Raw genomic sequence first — 20575 nt, 5'->3', positions numbered from 1 at the left:
GGAGAGGCTTTTTTGATTACAGAACAGTTTCAGTATAGCAAACCATTTGGATAACAGAAGTTTTTCCCCTACTTTTGCGGTCTGTTTATTCAAATTCCTTAAACACATTAAAAAAATGTTCCAAAGAAATTACGAGACGGTATTCATTTTAACTCCCGTTTTGTCTGATGTTCAGATGAAGGATACTGTCGACAAGTTTGTAAACTTGTTAAAAGAAGAGGGGGCAGATGTAATCAATGTGGAAAACTGGGGTCTGAAGAAAATGGCATATGCTATTGACAAGAAGACGACAGGTTTCTATGTATTGGTGGAGTTCAAGGCTGATCCTACTATCATCAAGAAGTTTGAATTAGAATTCAGACGTGATGAAAAAGTAATGAGATTCTTGACTACTGTATTGGACAAGCACGCAATTGCTTATGCCGATAGAAGAAGAAAAGGAGAGTTTAACAAAAAAGCTGAAGCTAAGGAGGAGCAAGCCTAATGACACTATTTAATGAGCCAATCAACAGAGGCGAAATCAAGAAAAAATATTGCCGATTCAAGAAGCACGGCATCAAGTACATTGACTACAAGGATCCTAATTTCTTGTTGAAGTTTGTCAATGAGCAAGGTAAAATCCTTCCTAGAAGACTTACTGGAAACTCCGCTAAGTATCAGCGTAAAGTTGCTCAGGCTGTGAAAAAAGCAAGACATTTGGCTTTGTTGCCATTCGTAACAGATGGTTTGAAATAATTCGGCCTTTTCGTCCAATCAAAAAAGATCATTACAAATGGAAATCATATTAAAAACAGACATCAAAGGTCTTGGCTATAAAAATGATTTGGTAGAAGTAAAGCCTGGATACGGCAGAAACTACTTGATCCCTCAAGGCTACGCAGTACTTGCTACTAGCTCTAACAAAAAGATTCTTGCTGAAAACATCAAGCAAGCTGCTCACAAAGCAGAGAAAATCAAAACTGAAGCTGAAAACATCGCAGCTAAACTTGCTACTCTAACTTTGGAAATCAAAGCTAAGATCGGTGAGTCTGGTAAAATCTTCGGTAAAGTAACTACTCTTCAAATCTCTGATGCTCTTGCAGCTGAAGGAGTAGAAATCGACAGAAAGAAAATCTCTATCAACACTCCTGTAGACGGAGCTGGAGAATTCTCTGCAGAAGTAGATCTACACAGAGAAGTAAAAACTGACGTTAAATTCGTAGTTGTAGCTGAATAAGCTATACTCTGAATCTAAATACAAAAGCTCGCCAATTGGCGAGCTTTTTTTTATTAACTAAGGGCTATCACTTTTTCTAAATCCTCAACAAGCTTCTTGGAGACGGATCTTGCACTTTTTTCCCTCGCAGCTTGAAATACAGCTAATGTTTCTTGACCTTTTTGAACCAATCCTTCTGGATTTTGATCGTTTTTAAAACTAAACCAACACCAAGAAAGCTCAGCACCTAAAGAACCTTCGACTTTTAACTTCTCCAGTTTTGTCACCGCTTCAAATACGGTTTTTTCCATTTTTTCCAATTGCATATTAAATAAAGGCTAGTTGTTTTCGTGATTTTCAAACAAAACAAGATATTTATTTTCTAATTATCAATAGATTAGATAAATTTTTAACACAATCGTAATTTTAAAACGATTTCATTAATATTTTTTCATCATTTAAACATGGTAAGGCTTCAATTATGAAATAAAAGCTTAAATAGGTCGGGAATATTTTTCTCTCTGTATTTCAATCGCTTTCATTGTTTCACGAAAAACTTCCCGCTTCAATTTGGAAAAAATAAAAGGTAATTCTACCTTTGTGTCACTTTAACGGAAGCGCAAGAGTTTCCAAGTAAATACTGACCTATGGTGTAACTGGCAACACGTCTGATTTTGGTTCAGAAGAGTCTAGGTTCGAGCCCTAGTAGGTCAACGAAAAGCCCTAATTCGAAAGATTTAGGGCTTTTTCTTTTTAAAGGATATTGAATCCAGCTTTTATAAAAGTTTGGAACTATCTCCTGTTAGCAATGAAAAAATCATTCATGACTTTTTGATCTCCTGGAAAATTGTACACCTCCACGATTTTACCTTTTCTGATCTTCCATAATAAACATGACATGACCTCAAACCTTTCCCCATTGAAATCAGTCCAATTTTGATGGCAATCCACAACAAAGGAATCATTAACTCCAATCACAAGATTAGCTGCGTGGAATTGATAATATTCCATCTCTTTAAAATAGTCCAAAACCTCTTCAACACCTCTCTTCAGTCCACTTAATGGATGTTCCCCTGGTATATTCCAAGTGATTTCAGGATCCAATATATTTTTTAGAGCCTCCATATCCCTCTTATTGTAGGCATTGAAAAAGGAATGGATCAATTCTAGGTTTTTATGTTGCATTTCTATCAGGATTATGTTTATTGAAACACAATCCTAAGAATTTGAAAACCTAAAAAAATTAAGATGGGTCAATAGGCGGCAATTCTTTTCTCTTATTAAGGACTTTACTTAAGTGTTCTTGACTCACCCCTAAAAAACTGGCGATTCTCTTTTGGGATAGCCGTGAAACAAGATCTGGATTGTATTGATAAAACACCCCAACCTTTTCCTCCAAATTGGAAGACATATCTGCAAGTACTCTCTCTTGCATTTTAATGCTATTGTTTTCGCTAAGCCTGGCAATGTATCTCTCGAAAGCAATTGAATTCTCAAGCAAATGCAAAAAATCAGACCTTGAAATCTTTAAAAGACTTGTTGGCTCCAATGAAACCAAAGACTTTTCAGTAAGCAGATCGTTTTTGAAACTTTTAAAATCACCTGCCCACCAGTTTTCATGTGGAAATGACAAGGTGAATTCTTTCCCGGATTCATCCATGTAGGAATGCTGTAGCAAACCTTTTACGACGAAATATTCAAATTTGCATAGGCCTCCTGAAGCTTGAAGAATGACCTTTGAATCTATATTCTCAGTAGTAAAATGAGTAGAAATATAATCAAAGTCAGCCTGGGACAATTTTACAATTGAGCTGATATGAGCTTTTAATCTTTCTTGGCAATATTTTTCTGAGACAAATTCCCTCATGGAATTGAAGGTTAATTCAAAATTCTTAAACGAAATGCATTCATAGCATTTCTCCCCAATTGCTCTGTCAATTTATAATTGGCAATAGCACCAACCCCTGCTCCTATGATTGGAATCAATTGAGCTAGCTTGGCCAAGTCTATATAATCTCTATAATCCAACTGGAAAGTTTTCCAATCAAATTTATCCATACTTTTAGGCAAAGTTTCTTTGTAAACATCCCAATTCTCTAACAAACCGACCAAATCATTTCTTCTTCCTTGATTAGAAAATGAAAGCTGAAACACGTACAACAGAAACAACCTCTCCTGATAGTCTTTGGTATCAAAGCCATATAAGGCCGCTATATCAAAAAGCAATTTCATCTTGATGGTAAGGAATGCCGGGAAATCAGCAAAGCCCATTAAAATCCCTCCTGCTCCAGTCACAGCTCCTTCAACAGACGCCGTGTTCCTATACCATTTAATGCGGCTCCTAACTTTAAGTTCTCGTACTTTCAAGGGCATATCTGAATCTGGCCTAGGAACAATCCATGAAGATCCTGAAATAACAGCTTTCACCATATTCTCAATCGCAGCTGTAACCACCTTATGAACTTTTTCTGGAATCCATTGATTGATTTTTCCTTGAACTCCATGGGTAAGCTTGCTTCCGATAGAAGGAGGCTTTTTCATCTGATAGAGCCAGGAATTGAGTTCCGCATTTATATAGTGTTGGTAATTATCCATTCAATCAAATCTGTTCTCCAATTTACTCGACCTGTATTAGTTTGGTTTCATATAAACAAAAAAATCCTGCCTAAAGGCAGGATTTAATATGTATTTGAGACTTCTGATTATTTGTAAAGTCCGTTAAACAACATTTTGAAAGTGCCATGCGATTGAGCTCTAAAGGTAATCTCAGGACCAAAGGCATATAATTTACCTTTTCCAATTTGAGCTTCAAAAGCAGTCACTCCATACTTCAAATACGATTGGCCCCAAGCCCAACCGCTTCGAAGTGGCTCTTCTTCACCAAACCAAGCTAGTGCTTTCACACCTTTATTAGCTGCATCAGGCCCCAATCTAAACACAGGTGATCTATTGAACATGATATAAGAAGTTTCACCCATTCCGTAATTGATTGGTTGAGAATTATCAACGTTCATTTCTAATACCGAACCTGGGATGTAATACTTTTCACCACTTAAAGAAACTTCCTTCCCATTAGGTCCCATTTCTACCAATGCATCAGAAACAGGAACACCCAGATAGAACGCCAAGTCTGTAGCGGAACCAACGGTGATCACTTCACCACCATTATTGATAAACTCTTCAATTTGTGGAACTGATTTATCAGCTGTAAAGCTTCCCAACATATGACGGTATTGCTCATCGATTTCAGAAGCCTCGGGTTGAGGTCTTGTGAAGCCAGGACTACCATATGAAGGGATACCAGAACTTATGAATAACAAGACATCATATTTATCATTCAAATCCCCGTTGTCAATTTCCTGAGGGAATACCAATGAGTAGTCAAAATGGAATTGCTCAAGCATCCATCTTACCCACCCTGACGGCATAGAACCACCATAGTAATCATACAGACCAATTCTAGCAGGCTTGATTTCTTTTGCACCTTTAGGCATAGAGGCAGCAACTGGATATACACCATACTCCTGGGCCGCTTTTTCTAAGACTTTCTTGCCTGTAGAACCTACATAATAAGAACCTACTGGCAATCCATTCACTTCAGTTGAAGTTCTATAAACTTTTACTTTGGCTTTCAACAAGTCATTGACTGCCATGAAAGCATTATTTCCTCTTGCGTCAATCAAGAAACCTGAACCTTTTACCAAATTTTTGGCAGGTGGAGTTTGGATTTCTCCATAAGGAACGGCATCAAATGGACCATCAAAATCTTCCATGATTCGATCGATTTCTGATCCCATTTGAAAAGCTAAAGTCCAACCAGCAGCATCGTATGGGCGAATCGGAGGACCTCCTGGATACAAAAAATCATTCGGGTGATCTTGCGGCTCGAACATATCAATCACATGTGGTCGGAAGGCCTGGTCAGTTTTAACCACATAAGATCCCGCAGGGTAAGATTTACCATTTACCGAGAAATCAGCATTTGCTTTTTCAACACGAATACCAGATTTGATCAAAGCATTCAAAAATTTGATAGCAGTCGGAAAATCTGGTTGATCAGCAGAAAGGATGTATCCATATGGATCCTTTTTGGACTGATCAGTATAAACAGAATCATAAAACTGAAGCGGAAGACCTGATCTAAATCCAAAAGCCGACATTTCTGGATCATCAGCGTCTCTTTTTTTACGAGAAGCATTGAATTCGTCCTGTACTGCCTGAGCGTATTTAGGATATTTGGTCCAAGTATCATTTTGACCTCTTTCAATTGAATTTCTACCCATCAAATAGAAATTATACAATAGCTCATCTCCATGCCTTACCGCATGGTTCAAAATACCGTAGTTCAATGAAACAGAGTAGTCGATAGATCTTCTGAAAGGCCATGGACCCGGAGTCACTGGATATGGTGTTCCATTGTTTGGAATTAACCTATCTGGAACCAATGGAATAGAGAAAGGTGAAGGATCACCCACAATTTCAGTCAAGATCCCAATTTGATTGTGGTAATAGGGAGTAGTTCTTAGTCCACCGTTCCACCAAGTAGAGAATACGGAACCATCCAACCTGGTATACCCTGGCTTATCCTCCTCGTACAATCTGCTAATCATCGCAGCTCCTACTCCATCTAGACTTGAAATAATCAAGGGATCAAACACATGGTTGAAAGGATCTCGGTAAGGAGGTCCGGCAACTACAGTTCCCGAAGGACCACTTTGGTGGTGGTTATAAATAATTTGCGGAAGCCATTCTACGTACTGCTGAAGGGAGATATTAGTCGCTTCAGACATATTGTTCATATAAAAATCTCTATTGTTATCATGACCAACATACTTTTGGTAAAGCACCGGGATATTCTTATTTCTTTTCTCCACATCCTCATTGCTCATATACCAATTTGACATGATTTCCATTCCATCAGGATTGACATGCACCAAAAGGATGATCACTTCATCCAGAATCTTTAAAGTTTCCTCATCATTTCTTGAAGCAAGGGTATACAATGTCTCAATCAATTGCTGAGCACCTACTACCTCACTCGCATGAAGTCCTCCATCGATCCAGATCACTGGTTTACCTTCTTTAGAAAGTCTTTTTGCCTCCTCTTTAGAGATTTCTGCTCTACCTAGTTTCTGAGAAATTTCTTTATATTTTTCTAACTGAGCCTGGTTTTCAGGAGAGGTGATAACAAGCATCGGTTGCTCTCTTCCAAACTCAGTTTTTCCAATACTGAAATATTGTACGCGATCAGAAGCTTCAGCTACTTTCTTGAAATAGGCTTCAGTTTCTGTAAAATTAGCAAGCATGTAGGGATCGCCAATATCAAAACCAAAATGGGATTTTGGTGTAGGAACTTGCTGAGCTTGAATCGCAGAGACCCAAACAAGCATCAACAGCCCCAAAAGTGTAAATCGTTTTCTCATAAGAGTTTATTTGGTGGTTTTAGTCAATTTCTCTAAAATAAGACATAAAAAAAGAGGCACTCTGAAATAAGTGCCCTTTCGCATATTTTTTACAGGATCGGAGAAAATCAATTCTAAAAGTTTTGAAAAAAATTAAAAGCAACTCCAAAATATTCTTCGGATATCCTTTAACATCACTTCCCTTGCCATCAAAAATTATTACTTTTGTCTCAGTATCCTTATCGATTCTTCCTCCAAACAAAACAATTCTTACATGTCTGAGGTAAAAATATTTGCCGGTTCCAATAGCACCGATTTAGCCGAGAAGATTGCCAAAAATTATGGCAAAAAATTAGGCGACGTCACTCTCTCAAAATTTAGTGATGGAGAAATGTCTCCTAGCTACAATGAATCCATTCGAGGCTGTACAGTTTTCATCATCCAAAGTACAAATCAGCCTAGTGATAATATTTTGGAACTTTGCTTGATGATCGATGCTGCCAAAAGAGCAAGTGCCTACAAAGTTTGTGCTGTCATACCATATTTTGGTTATGCTCGTCAAGACAGAAAAGATAGACCTCGTGTATCTATTGCAGCAAAACTGATTGCCAATATGATCACTTCTGCAGGAGCTGACAGAATTATGACATGTGACTTGCATGCTGGTCAGATTCAAGGATTTTTTGACATACCATTGGATCATTTAAATGGATCAGCTATCTTTGTGCCCTATTTGACCCAGCTGAACCTTCCGGACATGATTTTCGCAGCACCGGATGTAGGAGGGGTAGCACGTGCTAGAGCTTATGCGAAGCACTTTGAAGTAGAAATGGTTGTCTGTGATAAGCACAGAAAAAGAGCCAATGAAATTGCTTCTATGCAATTGATCGGAGATGTTGAAGGAAAAGATGTAATTCTTGTTGATGATTTGGTAGATACTGCAGGTACCTTGTGTAAAGCAGCTCAAATCATCAAAGAGAAAGGAGCTAAATCGGTAAGAGCAATCGTCACTCACGGTGTTCTTTCTGGAAAAGCATATAACAATATTGAAAACTCAGTATTGGAAGAATTGGTAATCACAAACACCATCCCTCTTTCCCAGAAATCCTCCAAAGTAAGAGTATTGTCAGTAGCTGACCTTTTTGCCAAAGCTATTCATGCGGTAACTGGTCATACATCTATCAGTTCTCTATTTATTTAAGAACCAATTTTAAAATACATAACATATGAAAACGCTTGAGATTATAGGGTTTAAAAGAGCAAATCTCGATAGCCAAAGCTTGAATGAGATCAGAGACAATGGTAGTGTACCATGCGTGGTTTACGGACCAGGTATCCCTGAGCAAATTCACTTCTCCAGTCCAGCAATCCTTTTCCGTGATTTGTTGTACACTCCTGAAGTTCACTTGGTAGAGTTAAACATCGAAGGTACTATCGTTAAGGCAGTATTGAAAGATGCTCAATTCCACCCAGTAAGTGAGGCTTTGTTGCACGTTGACTTCATGGCTTACACTGAAGATCGTCCTATCAAATTCGAAATCCCTGTCAAAGTAACTGGAAATTCTCCAGGTATTGCTAAAGGGGGTAAATTGGAATTGAAGACCAGATCTTTGAAAGTGAAAGGACTTGCAAAAGACTTCCCTGATTTCGTAGAAGTAAACATCTCTTCTTTGGAACTTGGAAAATCCTTCAAAGTTGGTGAATTGAAGCCTGAAAACTTCGAAATCCTTACTAGCCCTAATGTTTCTGTAGTTACCATCGGTATCCCAAGAGCATTGAGAGGTAAAAAAGTTGAAGAATAATTCTATCGACATCATTTAAAATCCTGCCCAAAAGGCAGGATTTTTTATTTTGTATCCTAGAGGATTCATTATGAAATATCTAATCATTGGCTTGGGCAATATTGGCCCTGAATACGAATTGACACGTCACAATATCGGTTTTCTCACTGTAGACAGATTAGCAGATAAATTTGGTGCAGAGTGGAAAAGTGACAGGCTTGCATTCAAGACTGAGTTCAAGCATAAAGGGAGAAATATTCATGTAATCAAACCGACCACTTACATGAACCTCAGCGGAAAGGCGGTAAACTACTGGATGAAAGAATTGTCCATCCCAAAAGAAAACATCTTAGTAATAGTGGATGAAGTTGCTATTCCATTTGGGAAACTTCGAATGAGAGCTAAAGGTAGTGCAGCGGGACACAATGGCCTTAAAAATATCGAGGCACTAACTGGTGGACAAAACTACCCTCGATTAAGAATGGGAATCGGAGACGACTTTCCAAAGGGTAGACAAGTAGATTTTGTATTGGGAAAATTCACTGAAGGTGAGTTTGCAGAATTACCAATTATGATGGACAAAGCAATAGATATGATTCTGGGTTTTTGCACAATTGGTATTGCTCAAACCATGACTCAATTCAATGATTGAAACAAATGCTTGGAAATAAGATTTCCAGCATGTTACTTTGCATCACTTCAGGCAACTGATTTATAAAGAAGAGGCGAGAGAATAGGCTCTAAGACCCTCTGGCAACCATTCGGCGAATTACCGAAAAGGTGCCAAATCCTACCCGAATTGGGAACTATAAATTGGCTTTATTTACTCCTAATCCTTTTTTGGTTCTACCTTCCCGGGTCTGATTTTCAGATTGCGCTGATATTTATCACGTTACAAACAAGTAAGGACCATGAGCCAACATTTTGAGACCAACTCTATACGGATAGCAAAATCCAAATCCAATCAAAAGGAGCATTCCGCACCAATTTATCTTACTTCTAGTTTCACCTTTGATTCTGCTGAGGAAGCCAGAGCAACTTTTGCAGATGAAATCGAAGGCAACATCTATTCTCGCTATGCAAACCCAAACTCCACAGATTTAATTGAGAAAATCTGTGCAGCTGAAGGAACTGAGGATGGTATTGCTACGGCTTCAGGAATGGCCGCAATGTTCGCGAGTATCGCATCTCTTCTACAACAAGGAGACCATGTTTTGGCAGCAAGATCCTTATTTGGATCTACTCACCAATTGTTGACTCGAGTGTTCCCTAAATGGGGAATTACTTCCACCTATGGCGATATTTCAGATTTTGAAAACTGGGATAAACTCGTTCAAAGCAACACGAAAATGCTTTTCATCGAAACTCCGTCCAACCCAGGATTGGAAATTATCGATTTGGAATGGGCTGGTAAATTTGCTGCTGCGCACAATTTGATTTTGGTTGTTGACAATTGTTTTGCTTCTCCCTATTTACAGCAACCAGCTAAATGGGGAGCACACATAGTAACGCATTCGGCCACTAAGTACATTGATGGACAAGGAAGAGTTTTGGGAGGGCTGATTCTCGGTAAGAAAGAATTGATTAAAGATGTCCAGTTCTTTACGAGACATACTGGACCTGCCATTTCTCCATTCAACGCATGGATTCTTTCCAAAAGTATGGAAACACTAGGTGTTCGGATGGATAGACATTGCTCCAACGCCTTGACTGTAGCAGAGCATTTCGAAGGGAATTCGGAGATCATCTCTGTGAAATATCCATTTTTGAAAACACACCCACAGCATCATTTAGCTGTAAAACAAATGAGTCAAGGAGGTGGAATTGTCACTTTAGATTTAAAAGGCGGAGTACAAAGAGCACAGAGGTTCATCGATAACCTTCAGATGATTTCTGTAACAGCCAATTTGGGAGATAGTAGAAGTATTGTGACCCATCCAGCCTCAACTACCCATAGCAAGCTTTCTGAAGAAGAGAGAAATCGAGTTGGAATTACAGACGGACTAATTCGTCTTTCTGTAGGATTAGAACATTATGACGACATTATCCAAGATGTCGATCAAGCACTAACCAAATCTAAATAAAAAAAGGCTGTCGAATGACAGCCTTGTTTTCTACCAGGTTGTATGTTTGAGTTTAGGAAAAGCACGTATCACATCAGATAAACTAATTTGACCGACTAACCGGCCATTTTTAAGCACAGGGAATCTTCTAATCTTGTGTTCAAGAAACTTTCCAGCCACATCAAAAAGAGAAAGGTCAGGTGGGATAGTTATCACATCGGTAGACATATGTTCTTTTACTTTTGCCGGAAATTTTGGGGTATTGGTATACTTCCCTTTAATAATTTCCCTGAGACAATCTACTTCGGAAATAATCCCGATCAGAGCCCCTGAAGAATCTACCACTGGACCGCCAGAAATTTTTCGTTTGGTCAATATTTCCATCACTTGATCAATCGTATCATCTGAATGAAAAGTTACCAAATTGGTACTCATGTGGTCCTGAACTAGAATTTGATTAGTTTGAGTCTTTTTGGGTTCGACCATTCTGACTCCCTGAAAGCTTTTTACCATAGTCGAAAAGGGTTTATTGTTAAATTATAATATACTGAAAAAAATGATTTTTAAAAAACAATATTTGAATTAAATTTCTTTAAAAGAAATAAATATTGTTTTTTATATTATTTACAGATTATTATTTTTCAACAAAACCAAGGGAGTCCAATTTTCAGAAGGTTTCTTATATAAATCCTCAAAATCAAATACACCTATAAACACATCAATATCTCCATCGCGATCTATATCCCCTTTACTCAAAATCAAAAAATTTGAATCCCATTTTACTTCTGAGACAAATGGCTTTAAGTTGACATTCCCTTCATTTTTAAAATAAATCAATTGCTCAGATGGTTTTTCTTTTTTATCAGGGAAGAAAGAAATCGTCATCAGATCCTGATCTCCATCCTGATCAAAATCTTCAACTATCACCCCACTTGCTCCATACATAGGATAAAACCATGATTCTTCAAATTCACCATTTTGATTCAAAAAAATCCTAACACCATGATACCCTTTCAACTGTTGAGATAAATCAGCATTGTCACCATTGGCAACAACCAAATCCAAAAGTCCATCTTGATTGAAATCGATTATTTGAAAATCGCTCCCGCCAAAGGCTGGATGGAATCGAATAAGTGGTTTTTCCAGAAAATGCCCTTCTCCATCATTTTCCCATAAAAAAACACCCTCTTGAGCCTGAGTCATCAAACCTACTAGATCTAAATCCCCATCTTGATCTATATCGACAAGTTCAACTTTTCTTGCTCCCGGCAATGCCTTTATCACAAGCTCATCGTAGCCTGATGAACTTGAAAGAAATGCACTCAATTTCCCAATGTGATTACCAAATTGAGAAATGACATAATCTTCAACTCCATCAGAGTTTAAATCTCCATAAGAAACATGAACAGGTCTTATTAATTGATCAAAAACCTCATTGCTTTCCCAAACACCTGACTCAATTTGATACTTTTGAAATGTCCCCAATGAATCATTTGCAGGATCCATCAGTCCCATGGATAACAATTCAAATCCGTCTTTAGTAAATTTAATCTGAACTGGAGCAACAGGGGTAGAAATCGAATCGATGATTGAAAAACCTGATCCTTCATCTAAATGAAAAAGCTTCCGAAATCGATGTCCCAACCATAAATCGCCTTTCTCATCAATCGATACCATCGTAGTCAGATTTGGATAGACAAAATCAAATTCTGGGATTCCCACTTCAAAACCAGGAAGACCCAAAGTTGGAGTCTCTTTAGCAATTTGTGGCAAAGGTTCTTTGGAAGCATTATCTATGTAATATTGCTTTATTTTTGACCAATTCTCTTCCGTGATAAAGGGAGTCTTGGAGTAGATTCCTTCAGGAACATCCATCTCTTCAGGAAGTGTTCTCCCAAAATCCTCTTCCAAATACAATCCCATTCTCATCCTCATATCCGGAAGGACGGAGGATTCCCAGATATCTTTAGTCAAAAGTTCAGGCTCAGGCTTGAGATGGCAGTTTGCACAGTAAAGCTCTGCCAATTGCTTTCCCTCCAACTTCAAATCCATCTGTGAGAGTCGGTATAAAGAAGGAATTGGCTGCTTCCTTTCAGAAATAGGATTGCAGCCAATTGCCATTATTAAGAAAAGGAAAGCAAGCCTTTTCATGAATTAAAAGCCTCTTTAAATTCTAGAACTACTTTTTTATCTATCCCCAAGTGAAAGTTGAAGTCATCTGGATCAGATGAAAATTGAACATCTGGATTTACAAATCGATTTGCAGCTGGAGTCTTGGTCTTGCAGGATGCATGAATTTCTTTGAAATTGGGAAATTTCTGCAAATAAGTGACATGCTCCGCTTTGGACCCACCTCCAGGCATGATTATGATTCGATCTTTTGCTGCATCCAAAAGCTCCTCTATCAGCCCCATTCCTTCAGTAACACTATTTTTAGCACCTGAAGTCAGGATCCTTGCAAATCCTAGTGAAATAATATCTTCCAAGGCTTCTTTTGGATCACGGCAAGCATCAAACGCCCTATGAAATGTACAAGGTTTTCCATTTGCTGTTCTCATTAAAGATTCGCAAGCTTCTTTGTTTACATTCCCATCTTCATCCAAAACACCAAAAACGAATCCATCTGCTCCAAGCCCTCCCAAAACTTCAATATCCCTTTTCATTACCATCCACTCTTTAGAAGAATAGCAAAAATCTCCGCCACGAGGTCGGATCATTACGAAAACAGGAATATCAACTTCGCTCTTTAGGTATTTGAGCATTCCCGCACTGGGAGTCTCTCCTCCTTCAGGAAAATTAGCACAAAGCTCCAACCTATCCACTCCATAAACAGCAGCATCTAAAGCAGACTGAAGATTGAAAACCGGAGATTCTAATAGGAATTCTCTCATCCTTTGAAATAGCTATTGGAGTCGATCATTGCATTTCCATGAAGTCCTCCTTTGGCAAAATTGAAACCTGGATGAACCGCAAAAGCCCCCACTTCACCATCTTTATTAATTGCAAGGAACCCTGCTTGAAGATCTTTGATATTCTTTTCGTTTTTGGCAACCAATCGTCTCACTGTCTCTTCACATGCCTCTTGAGGAGTTCTTCCTTGGCGCATCAATTCAACAATCAAGAAACTGCCACAAATTCTAATGATAGACTCTCCAAGACCAGTAGCCGTCGCAGCTCCAACTTCATCATCAACATAAAGCCCAGCTCCAATAATTGGGCTATCCCCTACTCGACCATGCATTTTATAAGCCAATCCACTGGTCGTACAGCTTCCTGCCAATTTACCATCAGCACCAATCCCAATCATTCCGATTGTATCATGATTCTCAATATTAATTACCGGCTTATACTGACTAGTTTCTTTCCATTTTAAATAAGCGGCTTCAGCTTTCGGACTTAGTTTTTCTTCTTCAATTGGAAAACCTTCGGCAATCGCCAATTGTCTTGCACCTTCACCTACGATCATCACGTGAGGCGTTTTCTCCATCACAACTCTAGCCAGACTAATTGGATGTTTCACTTGTCTTACGAAGGCAACAGAACCACAAGATCCATCCCCTTTCATAATTGAAGCATCCAGCGTAGTAATCCCTTCTCTATCTGGCAATCCTTGAAGACCAACAGATAAATTACTCATGTCCAACTCCGTATCCATTACACCGGCCTCAACCGCATCTAGTATATTATTTGTTTCGGTATATTTCTTCAAAGCCGCCGCATTTGCAGGAAGTCCATGGTTCCAAGTAGACAAAATCAACGGCTTTTCTCCAGCATTTTGTGATTTTGGACCATTTGCAAATGTTTGACCTACTCCAGGAATAAACAGAGCAGAGCTCATCAGCGTTTGCTTGATAAATTTTCTTCTTTGAGACATTAGACTTATTTTAGATTCGAGCGTTCAAATTATCAATTTTGACCCGAATTAAGCCATTTTTCATTCAATTCCTCTAAAAATAACATGAGACCTTATATCCTGAAAGAAGCAAATTGGAAAACCCTCAAAGACCACCGATTTGATTTGGCAGTTCTTCCTTGGGGAGCTACTGAAGCGCATAATTATCACATGCCTTATGGCACAGATGTTTATGAGGCAGATGCAATAGGAGAAGAAGCTGGAAGGAAGGCATGGGAAAAAGGAGCTAACGTTGTAATCCTACCGACTATCCCTTTTGGGGTCAATACCGGGCAATCGGATATCTACTTGGACATGAATTTAAATCCAAGCACCCAATTCGCTATTTTGAAAGATCTACTGGAGGTCTTTCATCGACAAGGATTAAAAAAACTTCTCATTCTGAACAGTCATGGAGGAAATGATTTCAAAACTGCTTTACGGGAATTGGGATTGAAGTACCAAGACATGCTTCTTTTCACCTGTAATTGGTTCCAGGCTTTAGACAAAAAAGAATACTTTGAAGAAGGCGGAGACCATGCTGACGAACTAGAAACATCCCTCATCATGCATCTTCATCCTGAATTGGTATTGCCTCTTGAAGAAGCAGGTGATGGTGAAGAAAAAAAATCAGTGATCGCTGGAGTAAGAGAAAAATGGGCCTGGGCAGAAAGAAAATGGTCTCAGGTAACTGCTGACACTGGAATCGGTAATCCAAAAAAAGCCTCCACAGAAAAGGGGAGGCGATATTTTGAGGATGTTACTGAAAAGGTTTCTGACCTAATTCTGGACATCTGCTCTGTGAATCACGGGGAGTTGTATCGATAATTAATTTAGCAGAGATAAATCGAAGTCCTTTTGCTCACCCTTGTAATCAATTACTTTCAGTGATTTTATTCCAAGTGGCAAAGTAATCTCTTTAGAAGACTGGGATAGGAATCCAGCGCCATGGGTAATTTCTATCCTTTGAGTTTTTCCATTTTCCAGCTCAACCAAAAGTGCAGCAACTTGTTGACCTGGTTCGATTACTTGGTTTTCTTTGGTTTTACCTCTGAACACTTTGAGTTCATCCCTATTTTGAGAGGCCACTATCAAAGGTCCTCCATTTACAGAGGCTATTTTCACTAGGGCTTTTGCATCACCTGGAACTACAAACCCACTTTCAGCTGCTTCCATAGGAGCAAACCCTCCTTTTCCATCTCCAATCAAAACCAATCCAATTAACGCATCCAGTTTTCCAATGAAAATCTCATTTCCATAATCATTCCCAACTAAAAGAATGTCCAAAAACCCATCACCATTAACATCCTCAGTCAATAGTCCATTGACAGGACCCAATTGAGCCAAAGAAGGCAATTCATGAATTTTAAACTTTCCTCCTCCTAGATTCTCAACATATACCGATTTGTCAAAATTACCTTCCAGAATCAAAGCATCCTTTTTCTCATCTTCGGTAAAAAGAGATTCTTCTGTACTCAAAGCATAAGTCTTATACCTTTCAAATTTCTTTCTAAACAAGGTGCTTTGGCCGTATAAGTCCGCCCAGAAATGGCTAGGAAAAGATTGATATTCTCCATCTCTGCCCTTATACCAAGAAAAAGTAACAGGGTCCACACTCCCATTCTTGTCAAAATCTTTCGCATAAATTTTTACAGGATGCTCTTGAGTTGGGTGGTGGTGATTATTTGCCCCCATATTTCCAACTACAAAATCCACATCTCCATCTTGATCAAAATCACCGGAATTGATAGAATTCCACCAACCTAAATATGATTCTAGTCCAGTTTCGATTCGATTTAGTTTCTCTCCATCATTTTTAAATACCGTAATCGGCATTAACTCACCAACAATTACCAGATCCACCAAGCCATCTAAATCCACATCCGACCAAATTGCATCGGTGACCATCCCAACATTTCTTAAATCTGGAGCTACTTGATCTGTCACATCCTCTAAAATCCCATTTCCATTTTTCAACAAAAAGCTCCTTTCTGGATAGGGAAATTGCGCAACAGGAGTTCGACCTCCTACAAATAGATCCAAATAGCCATCTTGATCAAAGTCAGCTGCTCTTACAGCACTTCCGCTAGCCTTCACTAAACTGAAATTTTCATCTAATGTGAAGTTTCCATTCCCATCATTCAAAAACATCCTGTCAGAATATTCAGCTGAATTTTGAGGAAATTCATTGCTTCCTTCGACTAAATACAGATCCAGATCCCCATCATTCTCAATATCAAAAAGTAGAATCCCCATTTCCTCAAAAGCTGGATTTTCGCCAGGGAGTAATATTTTTTTGGCAAAAGAACCATCAGAATTTTGAGTGAATAAAAGAGGTTCAAATCCCGAAGAAGAGCCCACTATCAAATCTTCTGCACCATCTCCATTGACATCACCTACTGCCAATGATGGACCATACTGAGAAAGCTTGTGAGGCAAGATTCTTTGGATATTGAAATCAATTTTATCTTCTTCCTCATGAATATAGACCAAACCAAGATCTTCACTCACTTCCTCAAATAGTGACTCGGCATTTTCTTCATCCAATATTGCAAAGTTCGAAGTCCCTGCATTTGCATCTGAATAGTTGACATCGATTACAGTATTGAGTTCCGGGTTTTTGATCAAGCTACGTTTTCCATCAGGCCAAATAGCCAAAACCGAAGAAATAGAATTATTTGGTCCAACTCCAAAATGCATCACATCATCCAAACTTGACATATAACCTCGGACAATTTGTTGCTCCTGGTAAAGCCTTGTACCATCCTCTAAAATCACAATTACCTTTGTCCCCAAACCAAAAGGATTTCCTTCTTTTCCTTTCAGCTTCAACCTTAAAAACAAACCTTTATTTTCTTTTTTATCCAGATGATTTTCAAAAATAAATGCAGGATCATTGATATTATTAACCACATAATCCAAGTCCCCATCTTGATCCAAGTCAACTAAAGCAGCGCCGTTGGAGAAAGAAGGTTTATCCAATCCCCAAGATTTGCCAGAATCTATAAAGGTCAGATCTCCTTGATTGTGAAAAGCATAATTTGGAATTTTCACAATTGGGATGGAGTCCAATAATTGTCTTACTGTGGCAACTGAGCCCACATCTGCACGGTAATTGGCAAAGTCTTTATCAGTAATGTCTCGTGGAAATCCATTTGTCACTAAAAGATCTCTATTCCCATCATTATCAACATCTCCAAATAAAGGAGCCCAGGACCAATCCGTTTGATAAATACCTGAATACATGCCGATTTCACTGAAAGGAACATTCTTTCCATTATTCATATGGAGCATATTCCTCACATATTGATATTCATACCCCCATTGCTCATTACTCAAATAAACCTGGTAGGAGTTCATACCAATGGTAGTCTTCTTTCGATAATTATCCTCTCCAAGCATATCCAAAGTCATAATATCTGGCTTCAAATCATTATTGAAATCAGCTATATCTGAACCCATTGAAAATTGACTTTGATGTTTTAATCTTTTAGAAATTTCGTTTGAAAAAGTACCATCTTGATTATTGATATATAAAATATCATTGGTGATATAGTCATTGGAAACATGGATATCTGGCCATCCATCATTATTCAAATCAGCAATCAATAAACCAAGCCCAAAACCTTCAATTATAATCCCTACTTCTTTGGTAACATTCGAAAATGTTCCATCTCCATTATTTCTGTAAAACGCATCATTATTTATAGCAGTCCCATCAGTAATTTTCTCTCTATAATTTGAAGGAATCACTTTGCTTTGCTCATTATTCAGAACATACAAATCCAAATCCCCATCTAGATCATAGTCAATAAATGCAGCCCCCATCCCATTTCCAGCATCAGCTATTCCATATTGGGAAGCCATTTCTTTAAAAGAAATTTCACCATTTGATCCTTTTCCTTGATTCACAAAAAGAAGATTATTCCGTTCTCCTGGACCAGTTTTCATGGCTGCTGCGATATAGATATCTTGCCAACCGTCATTATTAATATCTACAACAGTAGATCCTGTACACCAAAATGTAGCTGCTTCGATTCCTGCTCCTTTAGAGATATCCTCAAATTTAAAATCACCTTGGTTTAGATATAATCTATTGGAAACCTGGTTACCTGTAAAAAACAAATCAGGTAATCCGTTCTGGTCAAAATCTGCAACCGATACTCCTCCACCATTGAATATATATTCATCGGTTAAGATGTTGAATGAATCTGTCTCAATGATCTCATTATTAAAAGTAACTCCGGTAGATTCGGGGCTTTTTAATTCGAATAATGTCTCAGTTTTATTACAAGCACTTATATAAAATAGTACTAAAAGAAAGACAAAGATAGATGGGTACTTCATGGGTAGATTGGGTATGATAGACAACCCTGAAAATAGCATTTCTCAAGCTAGCATAGAAATTATTTCAAGCATTTAACGTGCTCAAAACAAAAAAAGGAGACCAATTGGTCTCCTTTTAATTTTAATTGAAATGGTTTAGAAACCTGGATTCTGAATCAAAATATCAGCCCCAGTAATATCTATTTGATCTTGAGGAATTGGTAACAATTTATACTTTTCAGTGAATTTAGCTCCACCAAGAGATGAAGAAAGAAGTACTCCATCTGTAGCAAAATAGTAATCCAATTCTGCTTGAACAGTATTCCATCTTACAAGATCATAGAATCGATGACCTTCCATACCTAATTCAAGCATTCTCTCTAATCTTACTGCTTTTCTAGCCATATCTGGGCTAGCCCAAGCAGATGTATAAGTACCTACTTTGTAATTCGCAGCTTTAGAACCATCTTCTCTCAACAATTGGGAGTTCATAGCTCTTTCTCTTACCATGTTTACTTTGGTTCTGGCACTTTCCAAATCCCCCGCTTCAATATCAGCTTCAGCAGACATCAACAGTACGTCTGAGTATCTGATAATGTAAACATTCAAGCCTGTGTATCCAGGAGTCCAGGAAGAGTTATCTTGGAAAGAACCAACCTCTGTTTGAGTATACACATATTTCTTAGGAGAATATGGACCACCATTTGGTTGATTTCTTATCCAAGAAGCTCCTGGATGGTCTTGCCAATCCAAATAAGGAAGTCCTCTTCTACCAACTGTATGATCTAATCTAGGATCCAAGTTACCAGTATCTGGAGTAAATGGATCAGCAGAACCTAAGCCCATATCACTTTTCACTCTATTAGCAGGATCATTGTAAGAATTGTCAATCAAAGGCAACCCATTAGAATCTGTTCTAAAAGAGTTTACAAATGTGAAAGAAGGTTGGTAGAAACCACAACAAACACCTGGAGCAGCAGAGTTATAAGGGAAATTCAAATCAAACTCTGGGTTCGCGTTGTTCACAGATCCAGTTCCTGCAGCTGATTGATAAGCCCAAACTGTTTCCTTGTTATTGTCATGTTCACCTCTCCACAAATCAGCATAGTCATCTACCAATCCGTATTTCAAACCGTTTGAGGTAACACCATTTGCAACTACATCGTCAAACAAAGTTTTTGCTTGAGAGAACTTACCTTGATATAGGTAAACTTTAGCCAAATATACTTTTGCAGCCCACTGGTTCACCCTACCTACTTGAGACTGTGTACCTGGAAGATTATCAACTGCATATTGGAAATCAGCTTCGATAAAAGGCCACAAATCCTGATTGTTGCTTACTTCTTCTAAGCCAGAACCATAATCTACATTCTCGTCTACATAAGGAGTATCACCATACAATCTTTTCAACTCAAAATAGTAGTGACCTCTTAAGAAGCGAGCTTGTGCTCCGATTCTTACTTTATCAGCATCCGTTACATCTTCTGCTGCATTTTGCATCAATCTTAAAACAGAATTACTTCTCGCAATTCCCTCATAGGCTCCATTCCATTTTGCGCCCATATCACCAGACGCTGAATTGTTTTCAAATCTTTGGATTGGGTTGATAGTAGCAAAATCACCTGGGTCAGTACCCTTATTTGCCTCACCGCCTCTGATACTGCCCCATACCCAGTTGGATGGAGATGCCAGACGGTTGCTTCTACCATTTACCTGAGAATATGCGGCAATCAAAGAGGCTTCCAACCCTGCCAAAGTCTGTAATTGAGACTCTGCCAAAACACCGGTTGGTGGCACATCAAGAAAATCATCACTACAACTTACCGCAACCATTAAAGCAGCTGAGGAAAGAAGTGCTCCAATTTTTATTCTAAATTTTTTCATTTGAATAATCATTTTTTTTTAAAACATCTTGT

At 38.4% G+C, this 20575-nt stretch carries 19 protein-coding genes, 1 tRNA gene and 1 riboswitch; of the genes, 9 read left to right on the top strand and 11 right to left on the bottom strand.

Annotated features, from left to right (window positions below):
- Positions 1 to 115 precede the first annotated feature (115 nt).
- Genes rpsF through rplI form a run of 3 tightly spaced genes read left to right on the top strand, consistent with a single transcriptional unit; the run spans position 116 to position 1216 of the window.
- Positions 116 to 484: a 30S ribosomal protein S6 gene (gene rpsF, locus O0V13_RS19155; protein ID WP_268036615.1), complete on the top strand. Its 369-nt coding sequence runs from the start codon at positions 116 to 118 to the stop codon at positions 482 to 484.
- Positions 484 to 735 carry a 30S ribosomal protein S18 gene (gene rpsR, locus O0V13_RS19150; protein ID WP_026955569.1) on the top strand — a complete coding sequence of 84 codons (252 nt, stop codon included), beginning with the start codon at positions 484 to 486 and terminating at the stop codon, positions 733 to 735. The genes rpsF and rpsR overlap by 1 nt, the downstream gene beginning before the upstream one ends.
- 37 nt (positions 736 to 772) lie before the next feature.
- Positions 773 to 1216, top strand: a complete 444-nt coding sequence (gene rplI / locus O0V13_RS19145) for a 50S ribosomal protein L9 (protein ID WP_268036614.1) — start codon at positions 773 to 775, stop codon at positions 1214 to 1216.
- A gap of 53 nt (positions 1217 to 1269) precedes the next feature.
- On the opposite strand, the gene O0V13_RS19140 is transcribed toward rplI, so the two are convergent.
- The gene (locus O0V13_RS19140) at positions 1270 to 1506 is read right to left on the bottom strand and encodes a hypothetical protein (RefSeq protein ID WP_268036613.1); all 237 of its coding nucleotides are present in this window, start codon (positions 1504 to 1506) and stop codon (positions 1270 to 1272) included.
- A gap of 330 nt (positions 1507 to 1836) precedes the next feature.
- On the opposite strand from O0V13_RS19140, the gene O0V13_RS19135 reads away from it, so the two are divergent.
- Positions 1837 to 1909, top strand: a tRNA-Gln gene (locus O0V13_RS19135).
- A gap of 78 nt (positions 1910 to 1987) precedes the next feature.
- Here the strand turns inward: O0V13_RS19135 and O0V13_RS19130 are convergent.
- The 4 genes from O0V13_RS19130 to O0V13_RS19115 all read right to left on the bottom strand — a co-directional run bounded on the left by O0V13_RS19130 (position 1988) and on the right by O0V13_RS19115 (position 6618).
- Complete coding sequence (locus tag O0V13_RS19130) at positions 1988 to 2380, bottom strand: nuclear transport factor 2 family protein (RefSeq protein ID WP_268036612.1); 393 nt, start codon at positions 2378 to 2380, stop codon at positions 1988 to 1990.
- 58 nt (positions 2381 to 2438) lie between these two features.
- On the bottom strand, positions 2439 to 3062 hold the full coding sequence (locus O0V13_RS19125; RefSeq protein ID WP_268036611.1) for a Crp/Fnr family transcriptional regulator: 624 nt from the start codon (positions 3060 to 3062) through the stop codon (positions 2439 to 2441).
- A gap of 11 nt (positions 3063 to 3073) precedes the next feature.
- Positions 3074 to 3790 (bottom strand): EcsC family protein, encoded by a 717-nt coding sequence (locus tag O0V13_RS19120; protein ID WP_268036610.1) that lies wholly within the window; start codon positions 3788 to 3790, stop codon positions 3074 to 3076.
- A gap of 107 nt (positions 3791 to 3897) precedes the next feature.
- Positions 3898 to 6618 (bottom strand): M14 family metallopeptidase, encoded by a 2721-nt coding sequence (locus O0V13_RS19115; protein WP_268036609.1) that lies wholly within the window; start codon positions 6616 to 6618, stop codon positions 3898 to 3900.
- A 253-nt stretch (positions 6619 to 6871) separates the two neighbouring features.
- On the opposite strand from O0V13_RS19115, the gene O0V13_RS19110 reads away from it, so the two are divergent.
- The 4 genes from O0V13_RS19110 (at position 6872) to O0V13_RS19095 (ending at position 10462) form a co-directional block, all read left to right on the top strand.
- A complete protein-coding gene (locus tag O0V13_RS19110; protein WP_268036608.1) occupies positions 6872 to 7798 on the top strand; it encodes a ribose-phosphate pyrophosphokinase in 927 nt (308 codons plus the stop codon).
- Positions 7799 to 7823: 25 nt separating this feature from the next.
- Positions 7824 to 8399: a 50S ribosomal protein L25/general stress protein Ctc gene (locus O0V13_RS19105; protein ID WP_268036607.1), complete on the top strand. Its 576-nt coding sequence runs from the start codon at positions 7824 to 7826 to the stop codon at positions 8397 to 8399.
- A gap of 70 nt (positions 8400 to 8469) precedes the next feature.
- On the top strand, positions 8470 to 9030 hold the full coding sequence (pth, locus tag O0V13_RS19100) for an aminoacyl-tRNA hydrolase (RefSeq protein ID WP_268036606.1): 561 nt from the start codon (positions 8470 to 8472) through the stop codon (positions 9028 to 9030).
- Between the two features lie 57 nt (positions 9031 to 9087).
- A riboswitch (SAM riboswitch) is annotated at positions 9088 to 9193 on the top strand.
- Positions 9194 to 9289: 96 nt separating this feature from the next.
- Positions 9290 to 10462, top strand: a complete 1173-nt coding sequence (locus O0V13_RS19095; RefSeq protein ID WP_268036605.1) for a trans-sulfuration enzyme family protein — start codon at positions 9290 to 9292, stop codon at positions 10460 to 10462.
- 30 nt (positions 10463 to 10492) lie between these two features.
- On the opposite strand, the gene O0V13_RS19090 is transcribed toward O0V13_RS19095, so the two are convergent.
- From O0V13_RS19090 to O0V13_RS19075, 4 genes are all read right to left on the bottom strand, one after another.
- Positions 10493 to 10954, bottom strand: a complete 462-nt coding sequence (locus O0V13_RS19090) for a CBS domain-containing protein (RefSeq protein ID WP_268036604.1) — start codon at positions 10952 to 10954, stop codon at positions 10493 to 10495.
- A 111-nt stretch (positions 10955 to 11065) separates the two neighbouring features.
- A complete protein-coding gene (locus O0V13_RS19085) occupies positions 11066 to 12592 on the bottom strand; it encodes an FG-GAP repeat domain-containing protein (RefSeq protein ID WP_268036603.1) in 1527 nt (508 codons plus the stop codon).
- The gene (locus O0V13_RS19080; protein WP_268036602.1) at positions 12589 to 13332 is read right to left on the bottom strand and encodes a copper homeostasis protein CutC; all 744 of its coding nucleotides are present in this window, start codon (positions 13330 to 13332) and stop codon (positions 12589 to 12591) included. The genes O0V13_RS19085 and O0V13_RS19080 overlap by 4 nt, the downstream gene beginning before the upstream one ends.
- Entirely contained in the window at positions 13329 to 14315 is a 987-nt protein-coding gene (locus tag O0V13_RS19075; RefSeq protein WP_268036601.1) for an isoaspartyl peptidase/L-asparaginase family protein, read from the bottom strand. The genes O0V13_RS19080 and O0V13_RS19075 overlap by 4 nt, the downstream gene beginning before the upstream one ends.
- An 84-nt stretch (positions 14316 to 14399) precedes the next feature.
- Between O0V13_RS19075 and O0V13_RS19070 the strand changes: the two genes are divergently transcribed.
- Positions 14400 to 15161, top strand: a complete 762-nt coding sequence (locus O0V13_RS19070) for a creatininase family protein (protein ID WP_268036600.1) — start codon at positions 14400 to 14402, stop codon at positions 15159 to 15161.
- Here O0V13_RS19070 and O0V13_RS19065 read toward each other — a convergent pair whose 3' ends face one another.
- Positions 15162 to 18680: a VCBS repeat-containing protein gene (locus O0V13_RS19065; protein WP_268036599.1), complete on the bottom strand. Its 3519-nt coding sequence runs from the start codon at positions 18678 to 18680 to the stop codon at positions 15162 to 15164.
- A 135-nt stretch (positions 18681 to 18815) separates the two neighbouring features.
- On the bottom strand, positions 18816 to 20543 hold the full coding sequence (locus O0V13_RS19060; RefSeq protein ID WP_268036598.1) for a RagB/SusD family nutrient uptake outer membrane protein: 1728 nt from the start codon (positions 20541 to 20543) through the stop codon (positions 18816 to 18818).
- Between the last annotated feature and the right edge of the window lie 32 nt (positions 20544 to 20575).

The sequence above is a fragment of the Algoriphagus sp. PAP.12 genome, from assembly GCF_026652115.1.
In the GTDB taxonomy this organism is placed as follows: domain Bacteria; phylum Bacteroidota; class Bacteroidia; order Cytophagales; family Cyclobacteriaceae; genus Algoriphagus.
This window is presented reverse-complemented; position numbering and strand designations above follow the sequence as displayed.